The organism is Streptomyces sp. CA-251247 (assembly GCF_050952975.1).
Lineage (GTDB): Bacteria > Actinomycetota > Actinomycetes > Streptomycetales > Streptomycetaceae > Streptomyces > Streptomyces achmelvichensis.
Map to the genome: position 1 here is coordinate 5905633 of NZ_CP191861.1, position 18747 is coordinate 5924379.

19 protein-coding genes and 1 pseudogene are annotated in these 18747 nt (G+C 71.1%); 11 read left to right on the top strand and 9 right to left on the bottom strand.

The features are described from left to right. Positions 1-124 precede the first annotated feature (124 nt). From ACQPWZ_RS26330 to ACQPWZ_RS26345, 4 genes are all read left to right on the top strand, one after another. Positions 125-979: an RNA polymerase sigma factor gene (locus ACQPWZ_RS26330; protein WP_433572528.1), complete on the top strand. Its 855-nt coding sequence runs from the start codon at positions 125-127 to the stop codon at positions 977-979. After that, positions 976-1839 (top strand): NlpC/P60 family protein, encoded by an 864-nt coding sequence (locus tag ACQPWZ_RS26335; protein ID WP_356699596.1) that lies wholly within the window; start codon positions 976-978, stop codon positions 1837-1839. The genes ACQPWZ_RS26330 and ACQPWZ_RS26335 overlap by 4 nt, the downstream gene beginning before the upstream one ends. Before the next feature lie 69 nt (positions 1840-1908). Next, a complete protein-coding gene (locus tag ACQPWZ_RS26340; protein ID WP_340475680.1) occupies positions 1909-2679 on the top strand; it encodes a M23 family metallopeptidase in 771 nt (256 codons plus the stop codon). Beyond that, positions 2673-3080, top strand: coding sequence for a hypothetical protein (locus ACQPWZ_RS26345; RefSeq protein ID WP_340475681.1), 408 nt, complete (start codon positions 2673-2675; stop codon positions 3078-3080). The genes ACQPWZ_RS26340 and ACQPWZ_RS26345 overlap by 7 nt, the downstream gene beginning before the upstream one ends. A 78-nt stretch (positions 3081-3158) precedes the next feature. On the opposite strand, the gene ACQPWZ_RS26350 is transcribed toward ACQPWZ_RS26345, so the two are convergent. Continuing rightward, entirely contained in the window at positions 3159-3560 is a 402-nt protein-coding gene (locus ACQPWZ_RS26350) for a hypothetical protein (protein WP_433572529.1), read from the bottom strand. 157 nt (positions 3561-3717) lie between these two features. Continuing rightward, the gene (locus tag ACQPWZ_RS26355) at positions 3718-4164 is read right to left on the bottom strand and encodes a hypothetical protein (protein WP_433572530.1); all 447 of its coding nucleotides are present in this window, start codon (positions 4162-4164) and stop codon (positions 3718-3720) included. Between the two features lie 237 nt (positions 4165-4401). Between ACQPWZ_RS26355 and ACQPWZ_RS26360 the strand changes: the two genes are divergently transcribed. Together ACQPWZ_RS26360 and ACQPWZ_RS26365 are read left to right on the top strand one after the other, a co-directional pair. Further along, complete coding sequence (locus ACQPWZ_RS26360; protein ID WP_405573119.1) at positions 4402-4815, top strand: SH3 domain-containing protein; 414 nt, start codon at positions 4402-4404, stop codon at positions 4813-4815. Positions 4816-5162: 347 nt separating this feature from the next. Beyond that, positions 5163-6290: a hypothetical protein gene (locus ACQPWZ_RS26365; protein WP_433573871.1), complete on the top strand. Its 1128-nt coding sequence runs from the start codon at positions 5163-5165 to the stop codon at positions 6288-6290. Between the two features lie 189 nt (positions 6291-6479). Here the strand turns inward: ACQPWZ_RS26365 and ACQPWZ_RS26370 are convergent. Continuing rightward, positions 6480-6680: pseudogene (locus ACQPWZ_RS26370) on the bottom strand (MerR family transcriptional regulator); the annotation flags it as partial. A 297-nt stretch (positions 6681-6977) separates the two neighbouring features. On the opposite strand from ACQPWZ_RS26370, the gene rlmN reads away from it, so the two are divergent. The 5 genes from rlmN to ACQPWZ_RS26395 all read left to right on the top strand — a co-directional run bounded on the left by rlmN (position 6978) and on the right by ACQPWZ_RS26395 (position 12406). After that, complete coding sequence (rlmN, locus tag ACQPWZ_RS26375; protein WP_340475685.1) at positions 6978-8084, top strand: 23S rRNA (adenine(2503)-C(2))-methyltransferase RlmN; 1107 nt, start codon at positions 6978-6980, stop codon at positions 8082-8084. Positions 8085-8298: 214 nt separating this feature from the next. After that, positions 8299-9390 carry a thiamine ABC transporter substrate-binding protein gene (locus ACQPWZ_RS26380; protein WP_433572531.1) on the top strand — a complete coding sequence of 364 codons (1092 nt, stop codon included), beginning with the start codon at positions 8299-8301 and terminating at the stop codon, positions 9388-9390. Positions 9391-9473: 83 nt separating this feature from the next. Further along, positions 9474-11117 (top strand): ABC transporter permease, encoded by a 1644-nt coding sequence (locus tag ACQPWZ_RS26385; protein WP_433572532.1) that lies wholly within the window; start codon positions 9474-9476, stop codon positions 11115-11117. After that, the gene (locus ACQPWZ_RS26390) at positions 11117-12139 is read left to right on the top strand and encodes an ABC transporter ATP-binding protein (RefSeq protein WP_433572533.1); all 1023 of its coding nucleotides are present in this window, start codon (positions 11117-11119) and stop codon (positions 12137-12139) included. Before ACQPWZ_RS26385 ends, ACQPWZ_RS26390 begins: the two co-directional genes overlap by 1 nt. 81 nt (positions 12140-12220) lie before the next feature. Then, positions 12221-12406 (top strand): hypothetical protein, encoded by a 186-nt coding sequence (locus ACQPWZ_RS26395; protein WP_433572534.1) that lies wholly within the window; start codon positions 12221-12223, stop codon positions 12404-12406. Between the two features lie 13 nt (positions 12407-12419). Here the strand turns inward: ACQPWZ_RS26395 and ACQPWZ_RS26400 are convergent, their stop codons facing one another. From ACQPWZ_RS26400 to ACQPWZ_RS26425, 6 genes are all read right to left on the bottom strand, one after another. Further along, positions 12420-13376 carry a hypothetical protein gene (locus tag ACQPWZ_RS26400; RefSeq protein ID WP_340475689.1) on the bottom strand — a complete coding sequence of 319 codons (957 nt, stop codon included), beginning with the start codon at positions 13374-13376 and terminating at the stop codon, positions 12420-12422. 157 nt (positions 13377-13533) lie between these two features. Next, positions 13534-14670, bottom strand: coding sequence for an LOG family protein (locus ACQPWZ_RS26405; protein WP_433572535.1), 1137 nt, complete (start codon positions 14668-14670; stop codon positions 13534-13536). Positions 14671-14751: 81 nt separating this feature from the next. Continuing rightward, positions 14752-15906 carry a hypothetical protein gene (locus ACQPWZ_RS26410; protein ID WP_433572536.1) on the bottom strand — a complete coding sequence of 385 codons (1155 nt, stop codon included), beginning with the start codon at positions 15904-15906 and terminating at the stop codon, positions 14752-14754. After that, complete coding sequence (locus tag ACQPWZ_RS26415) at positions 15888-16613, bottom strand: ABC transporter ATP-binding protein (RefSeq protein WP_340475692.1); 726 nt, start codon at positions 16611-16613, stop codon at positions 15888-15890. Before ACQPWZ_RS26415 ends, ACQPWZ_RS26410 begins: the two co-directional genes overlap by 19 nt. A gap of 182 nt (positions 16614-16795) precedes the next feature. Further along, a complete protein-coding gene (locus ACQPWZ_RS26420) occupies positions 16796-18175 on the bottom strand; it encodes an aspartate aminotransferase family protein (protein WP_340475693.1) in 1380 nt (459 codons plus the stop codon). Beyond that, the gene (locus tag ACQPWZ_RS26425; protein ID WP_313943809.1) at positions 18160-18666 is read right to left on the bottom strand and encodes an Lrp/AsnC family transcriptional regulator; all 507 of its coding nucleotides are present in this window, start codon (positions 18664-18666) and stop codon (positions 18160-18162) included. Before ACQPWZ_RS26425 ends, ACQPWZ_RS26420 begins: the two co-directional genes overlap by 16 nt. Between the last annotated feature and the right edge of the window lie 81 nt (positions 18667-18747).

Genomic DNA, 18747 nt, shown 5'->3' on the forward strand with positions numbered 1-18747 from the left:
CCCACTCATCCGGCGCTCGTCCGAAGACCTTCCTCGCATCACCACGCACCACCACGCATCGAGCCGACGAACCACACCGGCATACGCCGGAATGCACCGTGACGACACCACCCGGGGGAAGTACGTGGAAAGCAGCACCTGCATCTCGCCTTCACCGACCACCGCGACGACGACCACCGCGACGACGAAGACCGCCGTCTCGAAGCCCATGGGGACGACCACCGCCACCGCCGCAGCCAACGCGGTGCGTCCGGACGCGGCGACGACGACCGCTCCGAAGACCAAGCGCGCCGAGCAGCTCGCCCCCGAACTCCTCGCGGGCGCCGACCGGATGACCGCCGCCGAGTTCGACGAGGCCTTCACGGCCGTGATGCCGAAGCTGCGCCGCCGGCTGCTGGCCCTGACCGGCAACCCGCACGACGCCGACGACCTGCTCCAGGAGACGTATCTGCGGCTGTCCCGCCGCGCCCGCGCCCAGACCCTGGCCCGCCAGCGGCACCCGTACGCCTACACCTGCGCCGCCGCGCTGAACCTGCTGCGCGACGCCTGGCTGCACCCCTCCCGGCGCGAGCGGTGCACCGACCGGCTGCCCGAGCAGAGCTGGGACGGCGGGCTCGCCTCACGCGAGGCGGAGGCGGTGACGGTCGCGCTCCTGCGGCATCTGTCACCCAAGGAGGCGGCCGCGGTCATCCTCATCGATCTCGAAGGGCTGAGCCACGACGTCGCAGGTCAGCGGCTCGGCGCGCACCGCGGAACCGTGCAGCGCAACCGGATGCGGGGGCTCGCCAAAATTCGTGCCGCTCTCGACGCATACACAACGGTCCCCGATCCCGTCCCCTCACTGAAGGCCGGCGCCACGAACCGCGCACCGGCACCGGCACCGGCTACGACGAACGAGGGCGGCGGGATCGCATGCTGCCTTCAGTTCAGCCGCAAGCAGTGGAACCGAAACGAGGGGGAACACACGTGCGCCGCATGAATCGGACGCTGGTGACGGTGGCGGGCGGAGTTCTGCTCGCCGCCGTCGGTACCACCGGCGTGGCGGTGGCCGACTCACCGCAGCAGGCCCGGACCGTGACCGCCGCCGACTGCCGTCCTTTGACCGGGGCGTCCGCCCAGGCCGCGGCCATCGTGAACGCCGCCTGCTCGCAGCTGGGGGTGCCGTACTCCTGGGGCGGAGGCTCGATCCACGGCCCGACCTTCGGCCAGGACTATCCCGGCGGCGGTCCCGGTGCGCACGACAGCAAGGTGAAGGGCTTCGACTGCTCGCACCTGGTGCAGTACGCGGCCTGGCAGGGAGCGGGGATCGCGCTGCCCGAGGGCTCGTGGAACCAGGCCAAGTGGAGCGGTGCCAGTGCCCGCTTCACCCGCGCGCAGGGCCTCGCCCCGCTGCAGCCCGGCGACCTGCTGCTGTGGGCATCGAGTCCCGGTAATCACGACACCGTGCACCACATCGCCATCTACCTCGGCAACGGCAAGATGGTCGAGGCCCGGGAGTCCGGGACCGTGGTGATGGTCAGCGACGTACGGCTGAACGCCCAGTACGCGGGCGCTCTGCGCATCACCAACAACGAGCAGCCTCCGGCGAACACCAAGCGCTTCATGACCTGGGGCACGGGCGTGGGCCTGCGCCCGGAGGCCGGCACGGGCAAGCCGCCGGTGACCCGTCTGCCCGGCCCCACGGCCGTCGACGTCCTGTGCCAGGCCTACGGGGAGAGCGTCACCGCCGAGGGCTACACCAACAACGTCTGGTCGTACCTGCCCACGTACAAGGCGTGGATCTCGAACATCTACATCGACGACCCGGCCGCCTGGCTTCCCGGCGTCCCGGAGTGCTGAGCGACGCCCGCCGGCGTCACTGAATCTCGACCCACCTTGTTCCCATCCCTGTTCGGAGGAAGATTCGCCATGCCCGTGATCAACCGCACCAAGTCACTCGGTCTGCTGGCAGCCGCGGCCGTCGCGTCCGCGCTGGTCCCGCTCTCCGCCGCCACGGCCGAGGCCGCGCCGGCCCAGCCCGCCGGCTACGCCGGTTCCTGCCCGACCGCCGGCACCGTCACGCAGGGCTGGCACTCCGGCCACGACGGCGTGGACATCGCCAACACCCGGGGCACGCCGATCTACTCCACCGGCGCGGGCACCGTCATCGTCTCCGGCACCGCCAGTGGCTACGGCCAGTGGATCCGGATCAGGCACGACGACGGCACGGTCACCGAGTACGGCCACATGTACGAGCGGCTCGTGTCCGTCAACCAGCGGGTGAGCGGCGGCCAGCTGATCGCACGGATGGGCTCCGAGGGCCAGTCCACCGGCCCGCACCTCCACTTCGAGGCCCACAGCTCCACCTCCAGCACCCGCGGCATGAACCCCGGCCCGTATCTCGCGGAGCGCGGCGTGAGCCTGCCGTGCACCCCGGGCGGGAGCAACCCCGGCACCAACTTCACCACCTGGGGCACCTCCGTACGCGTGCGGACCGACGCCAAGCTGAACGCGGCCGTCGTCCGCACCCTGACCGGGCCGACCCCCGTCAACGTCACGTGCCAGAAGCGCGGCGACATGGTCACCGCCGAGGGATACAGCAACGACGCCTGGGCCTACATCCCGGCGCTCGGCGGCTTCATCACCAACATCTACATCGACCACAAGGACGCCTGGCTGCCGGGCGTTCCCACGTGCTGACCGGTACCAAAGCCGGTTCGAGGGGCATCGCGGCGGCAGCTCTGGCCGCCGTGATGCTCCTCGCTCCCGGTTTCACCGCACCCGCGCAGGCCGCCGACTCCGCGCCCTGCACCCCCTACCCCGGCTACCCGGGCACCTACAAGTGCCCGATGTGGGGGACCGACATCAATCTGCGCTCGGCCCCCGATCCGAATGCACCGGTGAGCGCGAAGTCCCCGAACGACGGGTTCATCCGGGCCGTCTGCCAGGTCAAGGGCGGCCGTGCCACCTACGGCGGCTACTGGCACACCTGGTGGATCAAGACTCCGGCCATGGGCATGGCGCCGTCGTCGTACATGAGCGAGATCTTCCTCGTCGGCGGTGGCGACGACGAGCCGGACACCGGTCTGCCGAACTGCTGAACAACCGCTGTACGTAGGACACTTCGCCCCCGGAACCGTTGGACACGGTGCCGGGGGCGAACTACGTGACGGGTGAGATCAGGCGGGGCAGACCTCCATGCCGGGGGCGGGGTCGGCGCCGACGTTGACGTTGCCGCCCCAGGCCCACACGAAGTAGTACGTGTGCCCGGGGAAGTGGACAGTGACCTGGTACCAGACGTTCGTCGTGTAGCCGCCGGCCGTGACGCGCTCACCGCGCGCGTAGCACTTCGCCACTCCGGTGGCTCCCTCCGGCCCGCTGGTGTTGAGGATCCTGTACGACGTACCGGGCCCGGTTCTGATGTTGCTGTTCGGCTGCAGGATCGAGGAGGCCTGAACGGTGCTGGGAGCCGGTTGGGAGATGCTGGGGGCCGCCTGGGAGGCACCGGCCCCGCCGAACAGGGCGAGGGCGGTGCCGGCCGCGAGACCGGCGGCGGTGAGACGGGCGCTGCGCTGGAACATGGTGGACTCCTTGGTATGCAGGTGTGGGGCTCTGCCTGTGAGACCGGATGCGGCGCCACGCCATATGACGGACCGGGACACGAAGTTGCCCCCGGCTCCGCCGTGAACGGCGTTACCGGGGGCACGTGTTGCTCACCGCGCAGAGGCGCGGCGCAGGTCAGATGTACTCGCAGTCGATGGTCGGGTTGCTCGGCGAGTCCACCGGGGCGCCGGGCACCGGGCCGTTGTTGCTGCCGCCGCTGACGTACACGGCGGAGATCCAGCCAAGGGTCCTGCCGGGCGTGATGACCTGCACCCAGTAGGTGTTGGTGTAGGCGCCGTCGGTCACCCGGCCCTTCTCACCGTTGTCGATCTGGCAGTACGCCTTGACCCGCACATTGGTGAGCCGTTCCGTCGTGGCGAGGTCGCACGACGTGCTCTGGCAGCTGCGCACCCGCACGTCACTGCCCCACACGTGGACCGAACCCGACGGAGGGTGGGCCGCGGCGGGCTGGGCCCCCATCAGGAACGCCGTCGGAATGACCGCGGCCACCCCCGCCGCGCGCAGTCCGCGGCGGGCGATCGTGCTGCCGCGCCGGTCCGTGCTCTTGCGTGACCACATCATGGTGAACCCCTCGTCAGGTCAGAACCGGGCTCGTCGCTCGCGGCCCGGGGCATCCGCTTCCGCCTCACAGACGGGACTCGGCGCCTCGGCGTATGACCGTCCCGGCAGCAAATGTTTCTCTGCCCCGTCCTCATACGGCGCGGCGTGTGAGCCCGTCCACCCGGTGGTGCGGACGACGCACCTGACCGACCACGAACCCGTGATGGGCACGCGTCCGAACGGTCCGAAGGGGACGACATGTTGAACAAGTCAGCGAGGCGCGGCGCCCGTCTGGGCGGCGCGGCGGCGGTGTTGTGCGCGCTCGCCATGACGGTGGGCGCCGCGCCCGCCCAGGCGACTGCCGAACAGCGGCCCGCGGGCGCGGTCTTCACCACCTGGGCGACGGATGTGAACGTCCGCAAGGACTCGGCCCCGGGCTTCCGCTGCCCCGAATTCCCCTCGCCCGGCAACTGCCCGCGGGTGATCGGCCAGGCGCAGCCGGGCGACCAGCTCGAAGTGACGTGCCAGACGCGGGGCGAGACGGTCGGCACCAACCCGAACTGGGTCTTCGTGGAGAACCGGACCCGGGGCTTCGACGGGTGGATGGCGAGCTACTGGATCTCGCACCCGGACAACTGGCTGCCCGGCGTCCCCCAGTGCTACGGGCCGTGACACCTCGGTACGACGCGGGCCGGCTCCGCCGCTCGGGCGGCGCTGCCATTGATCGCGCGCAGGGCCTCGCCCTCGACGGTCCGAGCGGTCCCGCCCACGACATTCCTAGCGGCCCCGCCCGCTGCGGCGCTCCCGACCCCGCGAACACTCCTTCCCCCGATTCCGCCCTCGGGCCGGCGTCGGCTTCACCTCTCGGAGGTACCACCACCATGGCTCGTCATCTCGGATCCGGACTCGTCCGCGCTCTGCCACGCCGCTCACGCCGTACCGGGGACACGAGAGCCCCGGGATCCCGTACCCGCCGCGCCACCTGGGCCGGGCTGCTGTCGGTGGGCCTGGCGGCGCTGATGTCCACCACCTCGGCGGCGTCCGCCGCGCCGCCCGAGAAGCCGGCGCCCCGCGCGGCCCAGGTCGAAGTGCCCGCGGGGGTCACGGCCGGTGTCGCGGTCTTCGACCGGCAGACGGGCACCTTCACCGAGCAGGTGAACAGCGCCGGCCAGTTCCGGTCGGCGTCCGTGGTGAAGCTGCTCATCGCCCTGGATCTGCTGTGGAACCGCCAGCCCGGCGACCTCTCGGCGACCGACCGCGCGCGTGTCGACGCGATGCTGCGAAGCAGCGACGACAACGCGGCCAGCACGTTCTGGGCGAACAACGGCGGCGGCGCCATCATCGACCGCATGGTGCCGCGCCTCGGCCTCACCGACACCGCCCGGCCCCCGGCGAGCCACCCCGGATTCTGGGGCTACACGGCTCTGTCGGCCCGCGACACCGTGAAGATCTACCGCTATCTGCTGGACTCCGCCCCGGCGTCCGTACGCGACTACATGATGGGCAACCTGCGTCAGTCGACCCGCTGCGCCACCGACGGCTACGATCAGCACTTCGGTATCGCCGGGGCCTTCAACCGCCCCTGGGCCGTGAAGCAGGGCTGGTCGGGCTTCAGCTCGGGCGGCTGCACGGCACCCGCGGGCCTGGCGGCGAAGGCACCGGCCGGCGCCGGCAGGCAGACGGGCGCGGCGGCGGCCGCCGTCCGGTCGGCCGCGGGGATCAACGCCGTGGACCTGTCCCGCCCTGCGCTGCACACGACGGGCGTCGTCGGCTCCGGTGACCGTTCCATCGTGGCCGCGTACACCCTGCACCCGAGCGGCACCGCGTACGGCAAGGCCTACACCGACCTGGGCCGGCTGACCCGCTCGCTCAACGTGCCCGGCGCCTCCCGCCCGGCGGGCACCTGGATCGGCACCTGGGGCAGCGGCGTCCGGCTCCGCACCCAGGCGACCACCGCGGCATCGCCGCTCACCACGCTCCCGGCCGGGGTGGAAGTCCTCGTCGGCTGCCAGAAGCGCGGCCAGCAGGTCAGCGTGCCGCCCTACCTCAACGACTGGTGGGCGTACCTGCCGCAGTACGGCGGCTATATGACCAACATCTACCTGAGCTCGCCGGACAACCAGGTCCCGGGAGTGCCTGTCTGCTGAGCGGACGGTCGGCTCACCGGAGAGAAGGCCAGGTCGTACGGGGGTGCGATCTGGCCTTCTCGCGTGTCCGCGGGGCTCGCGTGCCTGTCGGGCCCGGGGCGCCCACCCCGGCGCCCGACGGCTGTCCGCTTCAGCTCAGGCGAGCGGTGACGTATGCCTCGATGGCGTCGCGCTGGTACGCGGCCAGGCCCGGCCGATCTCGGGCAGACCCAGGCCCAGCGCCCGCAGCACGAGGATCTGCTGGAGCCGCAGCAGCAGGCTCTCCTCGTAGTAGCGGTGCCCGTTCGTGCCGATCCACGCAGGCGGCAGTAGGCCGACCTCGTCGTAGTGCCGAAGCGTCCGTGCCGTCACACCCGACATCCGGGCGACCTCCGCGATCGGCCAGGCCATCTCCCGCCTCCCTCGCCGGCTCATTGGGCCAGTCTCTCCGGCCCTGGTCAGGACGGTAGAGGCTGCCGCTGCGGCAGTTTCAAGCCCGCATCCGGGACTCCCTCCCAGCCGGCCGCGACTGCTCGATCGCCGCCTTGCGCGTCGGAGCGTCCGCGGCCGTGTCGGCGCCGACGCACCGGGAGCCGGGCCGTCCGTGGGCCGCCTGAGGACGGGCCTTGCCGGCCGATGGAGCGTGCCGTCCTCCTCCGCGGGCGACCAGCCGGGGCACGGCAACCCGTCTGCGACACTGGTACCACCATGCCCAAGCCCGGAGAACTCACTTTCGTCGCGCCCCGCGGAGCCAAGAAGCCCCCGCGGCACCTCGCCGACCTCACGCCCGCCGAGCGCAAGGACGCCGTCGCCGCGATCGGCGAGAAGCCCTTCCGCGCCAAGCAGCTCTCGCAGCACTACTTCGCGCGGTTCGCCCATGAACCCGCCCAGTGGACCGACATCCCGGCCGCCTCGCGCGAGAAGCTCGCCTCCGAGCTGCTGCCCGACCTGATGTCCGTCGTGCGGCACATCTCCTGTGACGACGACACCACCCGTAAGACCCTGTGGCGTCTGCACGACGGGACGCTCGTCGAGTCCGTGCTGATGCGCTACCCGGACCGCGTCACCATGTGCATCTCGTCGCAGGCCGGCTGCGGTATGAACTGTCCCTTCTGTGCCACCGGGCAGGCCGGGCTCGACCGCAATCTGTCGACCGCCGAGATCGTCCACCAGATCGTCGACGGCATGCGTGCCCTGCGCGACGGCGAGGTCCCGGGGGGTCCCGCGCGGCTGTCGAACATCGTCTTCATGGGGATGGGCGAGCCGCTCGCGAACTACAAGCGCGTCGTCGGCGCCGTACGGCGGCTCACCGACCCCGAGCCGGACGGGCTCGGGCTGTCGCAGCGCGGAATCACCGTGTCGACCGTCGGTCTCGTGCCCGCGATGCTGCGCTTCGCCGACGAGGGCTTCAAGTGCCGTCTCGCCGTCTCCCTGCACGCCCCGGACGACGAGCTGCGCGACACGCTCGTCCCGGTGAACACGCGCTGGAAGGTGCGTGAGGTGCTGGACGCCGCCTGGGAGTACGCCGAGAAGTCGGGTCGCCGCATCTCCATCGAGTACGCGATGATCCGCGACATCAACGACCAGGCGTGGCGCGGTGATCTGCTGGGCCGGCTGCTCAAGGGCAAGCGGGTCCATGTGAACCTGATTCCGCTCAACCCGACGCCCGGGTCCAAGTGGACCGCCTCCCGTCCCGAGGACGAGAAGGCGTTCGTCGAGGCGATCGCCGCCCATGGTGTTCCGGTGACCGTCCGTGACACCCGTGGTCAGGAGATCGACGGCGCCTGTGGACAGCTCGCTGCCTCCGAGCGGTGACCTTGTAGGCTGGGCTCGGACATTTTCATATTCCGACAGGGGAGCGCCACAGCGCTGAGAGTGCGGCACCGTCAGGCCGCAGACCCTCTGAACCTTGCCCAGGTCATTCTGGGTAGGAAGTTCGGTCGCTACTCAAGCTGTTGCGCCCTGCCCGGATCTCCTCGGAGACCGGGCAGGGCCGCGTCTCTTCCTGGTCACCCCCAGGAGGAATTCAGTGAGCACCACCAGGAAGATCACGGTCACCGCGCTGGCCGCGGCGATAGGCGTGAGTACCCTCGCGGCCTGCGGCGGAGAGTCCGAGGACTCCTCGTCCGGCGGCACGAAGTCCAAGACCGTGACCCTCGTCAGCCACGACTCCTTCGCCGCGTCCGACGCCGTGCTGAAGGAGTTCACCCGGCAGACCGGCTACACGGTCAAGGTGCTCAAGAGCGGTGACGCGGGCGCCGCGCTCAACAAGGAGATCCTGACCAAGGGCTCCCCGCAGGGCGACGTCTTCTTCGGCGTCGACAACACCCTGCTCTCCCGTGCGCTCGACAACGGTCTCTTCACGCCGTACGAGGCCAAGGGCCTCGGCCAGGTGCGGGCCGAGGTGCAGCTCGACAAGGACAAGCACCGTGTCACGCCGGTCGACACCGGCGACATCTGCGTCAACTACGACAAGAAGTACTTCGCGGACAAGAAGCTGGCGCCGCCGCAGTCGTTCGACGACCTGATCAAGCCCGCGTACAAGAACCTGCTCGTGACCGAGAACGCGGCGACGTCCTCGCCCGGCCTCGGCTTCCTGCTCGGCAGCGTCGGGAAGTACGGCGACGCCGGCTGGCAGGACTACTGGAAGAAGCTCAAGGCCAACGGCGTGAAGGTCGTCGACGGCTGGGAGCAGGCGTACAACGAGGAGTTCTCCGGCTCGGCCGGCGGCAAGAAGGCCAAGGCGGACCGGCCGCTCGTCGTCTCGTACGCCTCCAGCCCGCCGGTCGAGGTGCTGTTCGCGAAGCCGCAGCCGAAGGAGGCGCCCACGGGTGTCGCCACGGGTACCTGCTTCCGTCAGATCGAGTTCGCCGGACTGCTCGACGGCGCGAAGAACGAAGAGGGCGGCAAGGCGCTGCTGGACTTCCTGGTCTCCCGGCAGTTCCAGGAGGACATGCCGCTGAACATGTTCGTCAACCCGGTGGTCGAGGGGGCGAAGCTGCCCGAGCTGTTCACCACGTTCGGCGCGGTCGTCGACGAGCCGGAGACCGTCGCCCCCGACAAGATCGCCGAGAACCGTGAGCAGTGGGTTCAGTCGTGGTCCTCACTCGTAGTGAAGTAACGAAGCCCGACCACGGGGCAACGGACCGCGGGCCGGGGGCCCGCGGCACCGCGCTGCGCGGGAGCGCGACGCGGCTCGGCCTGATGGCCGTGCCCGTCGCGTTCTTCGCGCTCTTCTTCGCCTACCCCGTCGTCGCCATCGTCGGACGCGGCCTGGAGATCGACGGCGTCTGGCAGTTCGGGCGGATCGGTGAGGTGCTCGGCCGCGCCGACATGCAGCGCGTGCTCTGGTTCACCACCTGGCAGGCGCTGGCGTCCACCGCGCTCACGCTGCTGATCGCGCTGCCCGGCGCGTATGTCTTCGCGCGGTTCGACTTCCCCGGTAAGGGGGCGCTGCGAGCGGCGGTCACGGTGCCGTTCGTGCTGCCGACCGTCGTCGTCGGCACCGCGTTCCTGGCGCTGCTCGGTCGCGGCGGGCTCCTCGACGAGCTGTGGGGCATCCGGCTGGACACCACCGTGTGGGCCATCCTCCTCGCGCATGTCTTCTTCAACTACGCCGTCGTCGTGCGCACGGTGGGCGGGCTGTGGGCACAGCTCGACCCGCGGCAGGAGGAGGCAGCGCGGGTACTGGGCGCGGGACGCTTCGCCGCCTGGCGGCGCGTCACGCTGCCGGCGCTCGCGCCCGCCCTGGCGGCGGCGGCCCTGATGGTCTTCCTCTTCACCTTCACCTCCTTCGGTGTCGTCCAGATCCTCGGCGGACCGTCGTACTCCACCCTGGAGGTGGAGATCTACCGGCAGACCGCCCAGTTGCTGGACCTGTCGACGGCTGCCGTGCTGACCCTCGTCCAGTTCGCCGCGGTCGGCATCGTCCTCGCCGTGCACGCGTGGACGGTCCGGCGCCGGGAGGCCGCGCTGCGGCTCGTGGACCCGGCACGGACCGCGCGCCGCCCGCGCGGCGCGGGCCAGTGGGCCCTGCTCGGCGGGGTGCTGGCCACCATCGTGCTGCTCCTGCTCGTCCCGCTCGGCGTCCTCGTCGAGCGCTCCCTCGACGGGCCCGGAGGCTACGGCTTCGACTACTACCGGGCGCTCGGCTCCCTCGACGCGTCCGGCGGCACCTTCCTCGTGCCGCCCGTCGAGGCGGTGTGGAACTCCCTGGAGTACGCGCTCGTCGCGACCGGCATCGCCGTGATCGTCGGCGGCCTCGCCGCGGCCGCGCTCACCCGCAGGGCGGGCCGGCTGGTCCGGGGGTTCGACGCCCTGCTGATGCTGCCCCTCGGGGTCTCGGCCGTGACCGTGGGCTTCGGCTTCCTGATCACGCTCGACGAACCGCCGCTGGACCTGCGGGCGTCGTGGATCCTGGTGCCGCTGGCCCAGGCCCTGGTCGGCGTCCCCTTCGTCGTACGGATCATGCTGCCCGTCCTGCGGGCCGTGGACGGACGGCTGCGCGAGGCCGCCGCCGTGCTCGGCGCGTCCCCGCTGCGGGTGTGGCGCGAGGTCGATCTGCCGCTGGTGCGCCGGGCGTTGCTGATCGCCGCGGGCTTCGCCTTCGCCGTGTCCCTCGGCGAGTTCGGCGCGACCGTCTTCATCGCGCGGCCGGACAACCCGACGCTGCCGGTGGCCGTGGCCCGGCTCCTCGGCCGGCCGGGTGAGCTCAACTACGGTCAGGCGATGGCCCTGAGCACGATATTGATGGTGGTGTGCGCGTCCGCGCTGCTGCTGCTGGAGAGGATGCGCCCCCGGACCTCGTCCCGGGGTGCGCCCGTCGACCGATCCGCCGGGGAGTTCTGATGGCCTTGCTGCGACTCGAGGACGTGACCGTACGGTTCGGGACCCATACGGCGCTCGACGCCGTGGACCTGGAGGTCACGGAGCACGAGATCGTGTGCGTGCTGGGCCCCAGCGGCAGCGGCAAGTCGACACTGCTGCGGATCGTCGCGGGGTTGCAGAGCGCGGACTCGGGGCGGGTGCTGCTCTCCGGCACGGACCAGGCGGGAGTGCCCGTGCACCGGCGCGGGGTCGGCCTGATGTTCCAGGACCACCAGCTCTTCCCGCAGCGCGACGTCGGCGGCAATGTCACCTTCGGGCTGCGGATGCACGGCGTCGCGCGAGCCGAACAGGAGCGTCGCGTCGCGCAGTTGCTGGAGATGGTCGGGCTGCCCGGTGCGCAGGGCCGCGCCATCGCCTCGCTCTCGGGCGGTGAGCAGCAGCGGGTCGCGCTCGCCCGTGCCCTCGCGCCCGAGCCGCGGCTGCTGATGCTGGATGAACCGCTCGGCCAGCTGGACCGCGGTCTGCGCGAGCGCCTGGTCGTCGAACTCCGCGGGCTGTTCGGCCGGTTGGGCACCACCGTGCTCGCGGTCACCCACGACCAGGGCGAGGCCTTCGCACTCGCCGACCGGGTCGTGGTCATGCGGGAGGGCCGGATCGCGCAGGCGGGCACACCGCTGGAGGTCTGGCAGAAGCCGGCCGACGCGTTCGTGGCCCGCTTCCTCGGCTTCGACAACGTGGTGGCCGCAACGGTCAGCGGCACGGCCGCGGACACCCCGTGGGGGAAGATCCCGGTCCCCGACGGTTCGCCTCAGGGCGAGGGCCGGCTGCTGGTACGGCCCACGGGCGTACGCCTCACGGACGCCGGTGACGGAATGCGCTGCACGGTCGCGAGCCGTTCCTTCCGCGGGAACCATGTCGTCCTGCGGCTTCGGCCGGTCGACGGCCCGCCGCTGGAGGCCGAGTGCGCACCGGCCGACGCTCCGCACGAGGGTGCCGAGGTGGGTGTGGTCTTCGCCGCCGACGACGTCGTGGTGCTGGGCTGACCCCACGGGGAGGCGACCCTCCGGACCCGGCTGCTCGCACCGCTCGGGCCGGCGGGGACCTCGCTGCCCAGCACCAGCGATGTGAACCTCACGGCCCCGTACGCGCACGGCTACCTGTACGGCGGTACGTCCTACGCACTGGTCGACGAGCCCTATCCCGCCGACCTTCAGGCCGCAGCCAGGTCCGGGAAGCTCAAGCCGGTGGACTACACCCACCAGAACCCCTCGTACGCCACCGCCGCCGGCCTCTCCCTGCCCACCGTGTAGGCCGGGGCCGCATTCACCGCACCGGCCCGCTGTGGGCCAGCCGGTCTGGTCCCACCGCCTGCTCCGGGTCCTCGGGCAGCTGCTCCGGTTCCTGCCCGGTCGCCCCGTGCGCCTCGGGAGCGCCGAACCAGGCCACCGCCACCGCGCCGGCCACCGCCAGCAGAAAGCCGGTCATCGCCACCCAGGCGAAGCCGGGCCGGGAGGTGTCGCCCAGCCACAGGACGCCGATCATGCCGGGCAGCACGGTCTCGCCGACCACCAGCGCCGCCGTCGCACCGTTCACCGAGCCGATCTGCAGGGCGACCGTGTGCAGATACATGCCGCCGATGCCGGCGACGAGGATCGCGTAGAGCGCGGGGTCCGTGAGCAGCGCACCCAGGTCGAAGGGGTCGATGCCGTTCAGAATGCGTACCCCGACCCCGAGCGCGCCGAAGCCGAGGCCGGACAGCAGACCCGCCAGGATCGCGGCGCGCGCTCCGAGGAGCCGTACGGCCACGGTGCCACCGACCATCAGCAGCAGCGAGATCGCCAGCAGCCACCAGTGCGTGGCGATGGGGGTGTGACCGCTGCCTTCCGGGCCCGCCGCCGTGGCGAGCAGCACCAGGGCCGAGCAGACGACGGCGATCGACGTCCACTCGGCGCGGTTCAGCCGGATGCCGAGCAGCTTCACGCTGAGCACGGCCGTGATCACCAGGTTGGCGCTGATGACGGTCTGCGAGAGGAACAGCGGAAGCATCCGCGCGGCGAGGGCGCCGAGCCCGAAGCCCACGAAGTCCAGGATGGTGCCGACGATGAACTCCCAGGTCATCGCGGCTTTCGCGGTGGACGACAGATTGGGGCCGCCGTGCTGGGTGACGCCGGCCGCGGCCGCCTCGCGCCGCGCGGACTTGCGGGAACCGACGGCTTGCAGCACCGACCCCGTGCCGTAACAGATCGAGGCCGCGACAGCGGTCAGAAGGCCGATCAGCACCAAGGGCTCCATTCACGTCGGTCGGTTCAGCTCTCCGGCTGGACTGCCAGACGTGATTTCGGCGGATGGCGTTGCTTTTCGGTGCCTTGTGCTTCGAGACCTTCGAGGCGTTCGCGACCCTCGGGAGCCTTCGCGGGCTCCGGGGAGTGCTCGCCGACTACGGAAGGCCGCCGCCGAGCCGTGCCAGTGCGGCCGGTGCCTCCTCCACGGATTCGACGAGGGCGATACGGGACTCCATCGAGCGGCCGGCCGCGAGAGCCTGGAGCAGTGGCCAGGCCGGCAGCTTCTCCGTCCAGTGCGCCGTGTTCACGAGGACCATCGGGGTCGGTTCGCCGCGGGACTCGTAGTAATTGGGCGTCGCGTTGTCGAATATCTCCTGGAGCGTGCCCGCGGCGCCCGGCAGGAAGATCACCCCCGCGTTGGACCGTGCCAGGAGGCCGTCCTCACGGGTGGCGTTGGCGAAGTACTTGGCGATGTGTCCGGCGAAAGCGTTCGGCGGCTCGTGACCGTAGAACCAGGTCGGGATGCCGACGGAGTCCCCGCCGCCCGGCCAGCGGTCACGGATGTCGAGGGCGGCGCCGGCCCAGTCCGAGACGGACGGGACGAACGAGGGTGTCTTGGCGAGGAGTTCGAGCGCCTCCGGCAGCATTTCGTCGCGGTGAGGTGCGGCGTACGCACCGAGGTTCGCGGCCTCCATCGCGCCCGGACCGCCGCCGGTGGCGACCGTGAACCCGGAGCGGGTGAGCGCCCGGCCGAGGCGCGCTGCGCCCTCGTACGCGGCGGTGCCGCGGGCCATCGCGTGACCGCCCATCACCCCCACCACGCGGGCGCCCACGAGGTGTTCGTCCAGGGCGTCGGAGATCGCGTCGTCGTGTACCGCGCGGAGCATCGAGGCGAAGATGTCGCGGTCGGCCTTGGTCTCCTGGAACCAGGCGTACGCGCGGGCGTCGGGTGTGGCCTCGTAGCCGCCCCGGACGAGCTCCGCGAAGAGTTCGTCCGCGGTGTAGAGCAGCCCGCGGTACGGGTCGAAGGGGAGATGGGGCACGGGCGGGAAGACGAGCGCGCCCTCGGCGCGGACCTTGACGGCCGCGTCGGGCTCCATCGGGCAGCCGAGGAACACGGCGCCGGTGCAGTCGAGGGACAGGAGCGGGAATGTGCGGTCCGTCAGATCGACGGACTGGACGCGGTAGCCGGCGAGGGAGCCGTGCCCGACGACGTCGTCGAACTCTTCGATGGTCTCGATCTCGCGGTCGTTGCTGTGCCCGCTGCAGTCGGGCTCTGATCCGTGCGCCATGCGGCCACGATAGGGGGTGGGGCCGGGACGGCGGCCCCACCCCCTGCACGGCCGCCGGCGAACCCCGGCGGCCCGGTGGGCTCAGCCCGAGAGCGGGATCGCCGCCAGCGTCGCCACGGTCCAGGTCAGAGGACCGAAGACCAACAGCAGGGCTGCCAGGCGCAGTCCGGCCGCCGCACGGAGCATGGCCGCGGGGGTGCCGAGCTTGCGGAGGTTCGCGGTGGTGATCGAGCGGGCGTGGCGGGACTCGGCCACCGAGGTCAGCAGGGTCGCCGTCGTGCACGCGATGACCAGCGCGGCGCCCAGTCCGGTGAGCGGGCCGAAGGGGCGCGGGCCCGACTCGTAGAGCGTCGAGGCCGTGATCACCGCCGACGCGACCGCGGACACCACCCCCAGCGGACGGCCGATGCCGCGGGCCTCGTCCATCAGTGTCCGTCCGGCGAGCAGCCGGATCGCGCCGGGCCGCAGGGTCTGGAGGAGGCGGCCGCAGAAGTGGGTGATGGCCGGCCCGGCGAGGGCGAGGCCGAGGGCGGTGAGCGTCCAGCCGGCGAGGACGCCGACCGGGTTGGACTCGAAGGAACCGGCGAGCGGGAAGGACGAACCGGGGCTGGTCCGGGCCGTGTAGGTCTCGATGGCCAGTCCTGCCGTGGTCAGCGCGCAGCCCCAGGGCAGGCCTCCCGGCGGGCCCGTGGGCTCGTCGACGGGCTCCGGGTCGAGGCCCGTCGGCGTCCGCCGGGGACGCAGGGTCAGCGCCGTCGCGGCCGTCGCGCTCAGCGGCGCGATCGCCAGCAGCATCAGCATGGCCGCCAGGGGCAGCGGCCGGTCGGCGGCCAGCAGCTCGGAGGCGGCCCCGTCGAACGGCAGCCCGGTCAGGTCGCCCCGCAGATGCAGGAAGAAGAGCATCGCGACCATGCTGCCGAGGGCGCCGGACATGGCCGTGGAGACGGCGGCGAGCGCCGCCAGCCGGCCCGGTCCGAGGCCGATCGCGGAGAGGCCGGGCCGCGGCCGGGTGCTCGGATCCGCGCGGGCCACGGCCACGGCGAAGTGCACCGTCGCGGCGAGCGGGATCAGACACCAGGTGAGGCGGGCGACGGAAGCGGCCGAGCCGGGGTGGGCGAGCGCGTACGACAGCGTGCACAGCAGCAGGAAACCCACCCCCGCCGAGGCCGCGGCCACCAGCAGCCGGCGCAGCAGGGCCAGGGGGTGGGAGCCGCGGGCTAGACGGAGAGCGAGCACTCGGCCCGGCCTTCCGCCTCGGCCGTCAGGGAGTTGACGCGACGGCCGTCCAGGAGCGAGATCGAACGGTCCGCGAGCGCCGCCACCTCCGTGTCGTGCGTCGCGAGCACCACTGTGATCCGGTGCGAGCGTGCCGCCGCCGTGATCGTACGGAGCACCTGGGCGCGCTCGGCCCGGTGCAGCGTGGCCGTCGGCTCGTCCGCGAACAGCACGGACGGCTCGCTGACGAGTGCCCGGGCGGTGGCGATCCGCTGCCGTTGCGCCTGATCCAGGGCGCGGGGACGCTTACGCGCGCACGCGCCGATGTCGAGTCGCTCCAGCCACTCCGTCGCGGCCTTCTTGGCCTTGCGGTGGGAGGTGCCGCGCAGCAGCAGCGGCAGTGCGGCGTTCTCCCATGCCGTCAGCTCGGGCACCAGGGTCGGTTCCGGGTCGATCCAGCCGAACCGCTCACGGCGCAGCCGCTCCCGCTGGATCGGGGCCAGGGTGTGCACGGGGGAGCTGTTGAACCACACCTCGCCCTCGTGCGGGACGAGTTGGCCCGACAGACACTGCAGCAGTGTCGTCTTCCCGCTGCCGCGCGGGCCGCTCACGGCGAGGATCTCGCCTTCCCGCACCCCCAGCGAGACACCTGCCAGCGCGGGGGAGCCGCTGTGTGCGTGGTGCAGGGAGCGTGCCCAGATCACATCGTTGTCCGGCGGGGCCACCATGGTGTCACCTCGGTTCTGATCAGATTTGTCCTCCCCCGTACGGGGGAACGACGTCAGGGCCGATCGGTCACTCGCACGCTAGGTAGTCGGATGCGGGGTCCGGGGAAACACACGGCCCGGGTGCCCCCATCTCACTCGGATGGGCGCACCCGGGCCGTGTCGGCGCCGGTGGGCGGGGAGGACTACAGCTTCGTCCAGGCCTCCGTGAGGACGCTCCGCAGGATGCCCTCGATCTCGTCGAAGGTCTCCTGGTTGGAGATCAGCGGCGGCGCCAGCTGGACGACCGGGTCGCCGCGGTCGTCGGCGCGGCAGTACAGGCCGTTGTCGTAGAGCGCCTTCGAGAGGAAGCCGTAGAGCACGCGCTCGGTCTCCTCGTCGGTGAAGGTCTCCTTGGTGGCCTTGTCCTTCACCAGCTCGATGCCGTAGAAGAAGCCGTTGCCGCGGACGTCGCCGACGATCGGCAGGTCGTGCAGCTTCTTCAGGGTGTCGAAGAAGGCGCCCTCGTTGTCCAGGACGTGCTGGTTGAGGCCTTCCTTCTCGAAGATGTCGAGGTTGGCCAGGCCCACCGCCGCGGAGACCGGGTGGCCGCCGAAGGTGTAGCCGTGCAGGAAGGTGTTGTCGCCCTGGTAGAACGGCTCGGCCAGGCGGTCGGAGATGATGCAGGCGCCGATCGGGGAGTAGCCCGAGGTCATGCCCTTGGCGCAGGTGATCATGTCCGGTACGTAGCCGAACTTGTCGCACGCGAACATCGTGCCGAGGCGGCCGAAGGCACAGATGACCTCGTCGGACACGAGCAGCACGTCGTACTGGTCGCAGATCTCACGGACCCGCTGGAAGTACCCGGGCGGCGGCGGGAAGCAGCCGCCGGCGTTCTGCACCGGCTCCAGGAAGACGGCGGCGACCGTCTCCGGGCCTTCGAAGAGGATCTGCTGCTCGATCTGGTCGGCGGCCCAGCGGCCGAAGGCCTCGGGGTCGTCGCCGTAGATCGGGGCGCGGTAGATGTTGGTGTTCGGCACCTTGTGCGCGCCGGGGACCAGCGGCTCGAAGGGGGCCTTCAGCGCGGGCAGACCGGTGATGGAGAGCGCGCCCTGCGGGGTGCCGTGGTAGGCGACCGCACGCGAGATGACCTTGTACTTGGTGGGCTTGCCCTGCAGCTTGAAGTACTGCTTGGCCAGCTTCCACGCGGTCTCCACGGCCTCGCCGCCACCGGTGGTGAAGAAGACCTTGTTCAGGTCACCGGGAGCGTGCTGGGCCAGGCGCTCGGCGAGCTCGACGGCCTTCGGGTGGGCGTAGGACCACACCGGGAAGAAGGCGAGCTCCTGAGCCTGCTTGTAGGCGGTCTCGGCGAGCTCGTGACGGCCGTGGCCGGCATTGACGACGAACAGGCCGGACAGGCCGTCGAGGTAGCGCTTGCCCTTGTCGTCGTAGATGTAGGTGCCCTCACCGCGCACGATGGTGGGCACGGGTGCGTTCTCGTACGACGACATACGTGTGAAGTGCATCCACAGGTGGTCGTACGCGGTCTTGGAGAGGTCCTTGCTCACGGCTATCGGGTTCCCCACATGTAGGTCTGCTTCTTGAGCTTGAGGTAGACGAAGCTCTCGGTGGACCGCACGCCGGGGAGCGCGCGAATCCGTTTGTTGATCACTTCGAGAAGGTGGTCGTCGTCCTCGCAGACGATCTCCACCATGAGGTCGAACGAGCCCGCGGTCATCACCACGTACTCGCACTCGGCCATGGCCGTCAGCGCCTCGGCTATCTCGTCGAGGTCGCCCTCGACGCGGATGCCGACCATCGCCTGGCGTCGCAGACCCACGGTGAGCGGGTCGGTGACGGCGACGATCTGCATCACGCCCTGGTCGAGCAGCTTCTGGACGCGCTGGCGCACGGCCGCTTCGGACAGGCCCACGGCCTTGCCGATCGCGGCGTACGGACGGCGACCGTCCTCCTGGAGCTGCTCGATGATCGCGAGGGAGACGGCGTCGATCGTCGGGGACGATCCGTTCGTCTTCCTGGATTCTGCGCTTCGACTGGCCACGGGGTCACTGTGCACCGGGACTCGTCTGTCTCGCAAGCCCTGAGCGATGAAATTCGTCGTTGAAGGGCTTGGATGTCACCGAATCCGAAGATGGGG

Coding starts and splice junctions, on each gene's coding strand:
- ACQPWZ_RS26365 (WP_433573871.1), top strand. CDS start 5,163: ATGTCCACCACCTCGGCGGCGTCCGCCGCGCCGCCCGAGAAGCCGGCG.
- ACQPWZ_RS26415 (WP_340475692.1), bottom strand. CDS start 16,613: ATGGTGGCCCCGCCGGACAACGATGTGATCTGGGCACGCTCCCTGCAC.
- rlmN (WP_340475685.1), top strand. CDS start 6,978: ATGCCCAAGCCCGGAGAACTCACTTTCGTCGCGCCCCGCGGAGCCAAG.
- ACQPWZ_RS26390 (WP_433572533.1), top strand. CDS start 11,117: ATGGCCTTGCTGCGACTCGAGGACGTGACCGTACGGTTCGGGACCCAT.
- ACQPWZ_RS26335 (WP_356699596.1), top strand. CDS start 976: ATGAATCGGACGCTGGTGACGGTGGCGGGCGGAGTTCTGCTCGCCGCC.
- ACQPWZ_RS26355 (WP_433572530.1), bottom strand. CDS start 4,164: ATGATGTGGTCACGCAAGAGCACGGACCGGCGCGGCAGCACGATCGCC.
- ACQPWZ_RS26385 (WP_433572532.1), top strand. CDS start 9,474: ATGGCCGTGCCCGTCGCGTTCTTCGCGCTCTTCTTCGCCTACCCCGTC.
- ACQPWZ_RS26405 (WP_433572535.1), bottom strand. CDS start 14,670: ATGGCGCACGGATCAGAGCCCGACTGCAGCGGGCACAGCAACGACCGC.
- ACQPWZ_RS26350 (WP_433572529.1), bottom strand. CDS start 3,560: ATGTTCCAGCGCAGCGCCCGTCTCACCGCCGCCGGTCTCGCGGCCGGC.
- ACQPWZ_RS26340 (WP_340475680.1), top strand. CDS start 1,909: ATGCCCGTGATCAACCGCACCAAGTCACTCGGTCTGCTGGCAGCCGCG.
- ACQPWZ_RS26360 (WP_405573119.1), top strand. CDS start 4,402: ATGTTGAACAAGTCAGCGAGGCGCGGCGCCCGTCTGGGCGGCGCGGCG.